Annotated in this window: 3 protein-coding genes; 2 read left to right on the top strand and 1 reads right to left on the bottom strand. The window is 69.5% G+C overall.

The window, feature by feature from the left end; all coding sequences use genetic code 11:
* Positions 1-45 precede the first annotated feature (45 nt).
* On the bottom strand, positions 46-858 hold the full coding sequence (locus tag BRAO375_RS23605; protein WP_009029967.1) for an ABC transporter ATP-binding protein: 813 nt from the start codon (positions 856-858) through the stop codon (positions 46-48).
* Between the two features lie 119 nt (positions 859-977).
* Between BRAO375_RS23605 and BRAO375_RS23600 the strand changes: the two genes are divergently transcribed.
* Together BRAO375_RS23600 and BRAO375_RS23595 are read left to right on the top strand one after the other, a co-directional pair.
* On the top strand, positions 978-1,763 hold the full coding sequence (locus BRAO375_RS23600) for an ATP-binding cassette domain-containing protein (protein ID WP_009029966.1): 786 nt from the start codon (positions 978-980) through the stop codon (positions 1,761-1,763).
* Positions 1,760-2,157: ABC transporter permease subunit (locus BRAO375_RS23595; protein WP_035641851.1), on the top strand; the 398-nt coding region annotated here is incomplete at its 3' end. The genes BRAO375_RS23600 and BRAO375_RS23595, both read left to right, overlap by 4 nt.

The following is a 2,157-nucleotide window of genomic DNA, read 5'->3' as shown; positions in this document are numbered from 1 at the left end:
AGTTCGACCTGTGCACGCGGCAGATAGCCAGTCTCGAACGCGACATCACACCGCCTCCGCCTGCTTGTAGGTCTTCTCGACCTCCGCCTTCAGCGTCTGCCAGATCTCGCGATGCAGCTCGTGGAACTCGTGCTTCATGCGCACCTCGAAGATGTCGCGCGGCCGCGGCAGGGTCACGCGCCAGTCGCCAATGATGCGCGAGGCCGGTCCCGCCGACATGATGACGACGCGATCGGCGAGCGCGATCGCCTCCTCGAGATCGTGGGTGACGAACAGCACCGCCTTGCGATCGGCGCTCCAGAGGTCGAGCAGCAGATTGCCCATGATCTGCCGCGTCTGCGCATCGAGCGGGCCGAACGGCTCGTCCATCAGGATGATGCGGGGATTGCGGATCAGCACCTGGGCGAGCCCGACGCGCTTGCGCTGGCCGCCGGAGAGCATGTGCGGATAGCGATTGCCGAAGGCACCGAGGCCGACGGAGGTCAGCCATTGCTGCGCCTTGGTGGCGGCCTCACGCGCCGGAGTGCCGGCGACCTCGAGCCCGATGGCGACGTTCTCCAGCGCCGTCTTCCACGGAAACAGCGCATCGGCCTGGAACAGATAGCCGGCGTCACGATTGAGTCCCGCCAGCGGCTGGCCGAAGATGCGCGCTTGGCCGGCGGCGGGCTTGAGCAGGCCGGCCGCGACGTTGAGCAATGTGGACTTGCCGCAGCCGGTCGGCCCGACGATGGCGACGAACTCGCCGTCGGGGACGGCGAGTTCGGCCGCCTCCACGGCGGTGTAGGTGCGGCCGCCGGCGAGACGGAATGCCACCGTCGTTCGCTCCAGCGACACCGCGGCGGCCGAGGGCTGCGTCACGTCCAAGTTCCTCCCCGAAAATGGTCCGGACGGCTTAGCCGCTTGCGCCGCGAAGTTCAACGCAGGCCCCGGACGTGCTAGGTCTGTCCGAGCCGAGGCCCCCCGCCCCGAAAGGCCGTATGCCGCGCACGCCCTTCCTCACCTATGATCACGTCCGCAAGGCCTTTCCCGGTCCGGTGGTCGCAGTGGACGACGTGTCGCTGGAGGTCGCCGAGGGCGAGTTCCTGGCCATCGTCGGCGGCTCAGGCTCCGGCAAGACCACGCTGCTGCGGCTGAGCAACCGGCTGATCGCGCTGGACGGCGGCACCATCCGGATCGCCGGCGAGGACATCGGCGGTCTCGAGCCGGTCGCTTTGCGACGCCGCATCGGGACAGTGTTCCAGGCAGGCGCGCTGTTCCCACACATGACGGTTGCGGCGAATATCGGCATCACTCCCAAGCTGCTGGGCACGCCGGCGAACGAGATCGCCGCCCGCGTCGACGAGCTGCTCGGTTTGGTCCAGCTCGACCGCAAGGCGCATCGCGATCGCTTTCCGCACGAACTCTCCGGCGGCCAGCGCCAGCGCGTCGGCGTGGCCCGCGCGCTCGCCGCGCATCCCCGCATCGTGCTGATGGACGAGCCGTTCGGCGCGCTCGATCCGCTGACGCGCGATGCGCTGGGTGGCGACTATCGGGCGCTGCACGACAGGCTGGCGCTGACGACGCTGATGATCACGCACGACATCACCGAGGCGCTGCTGCTCGCTGACCGCATTGCGGTGATGCGATCGGGCCGCCTGGTGGAGGTCGGCACGCCGGCCGAACTCGCGGCGAGCCGCGAGCCTTACGTGGCGGAGCTGATGACGACGCCGCGCCGGCAGGCCGCTCGGCTTGCGGCGCTGCTGCCCGAGAGCGGCGCGGCATGAGCTGGCTGTCCGATCCCCGCTTTGCGGAAGCGCTGTCGCATCTCGCCGATTATCTCGGCAGTCATCTGCGCGTCAGCATCGCCGCGCTGGCGCTCGGACTCGCCGTCAGCTTTCCGCTGGCGCTCGCCGCGCGCAACACGCCGTCGCTGCGCAACCTCCTGCTCGGCCTCGCCAGCGTCGTGCAGACCGTGCCGGGGCTGGCGCTGCTCGCGCTGTTCTATCCGCTGCTGCTGGCGCTCGCCGCGCTGAGCCTGCGCTGGTTCGGCCTGTCGTTCTCGGCGTTCGGCTTCCTGCCGGCGGTGCTGGCGCTGGCGCTGTATTCGATGCTGCCGGTGCTGCGCAACACCATCACCGGGCTTGATGGCGTCGACGCCGGCCTGATCGAGGCCGCCAA

It is taken from the genome of Bradyrhizobium sp. ORS 375, from assembly GCF_000239775.1.
GTDB lineage: Bacteria > Pseudomonadota > Alphaproteobacteria > Rhizobiales > Xanthobacteraceae > Bradyrhizobium.
This window is presented reverse-complemented; position numbering and strand designations above follow the sequence as displayed.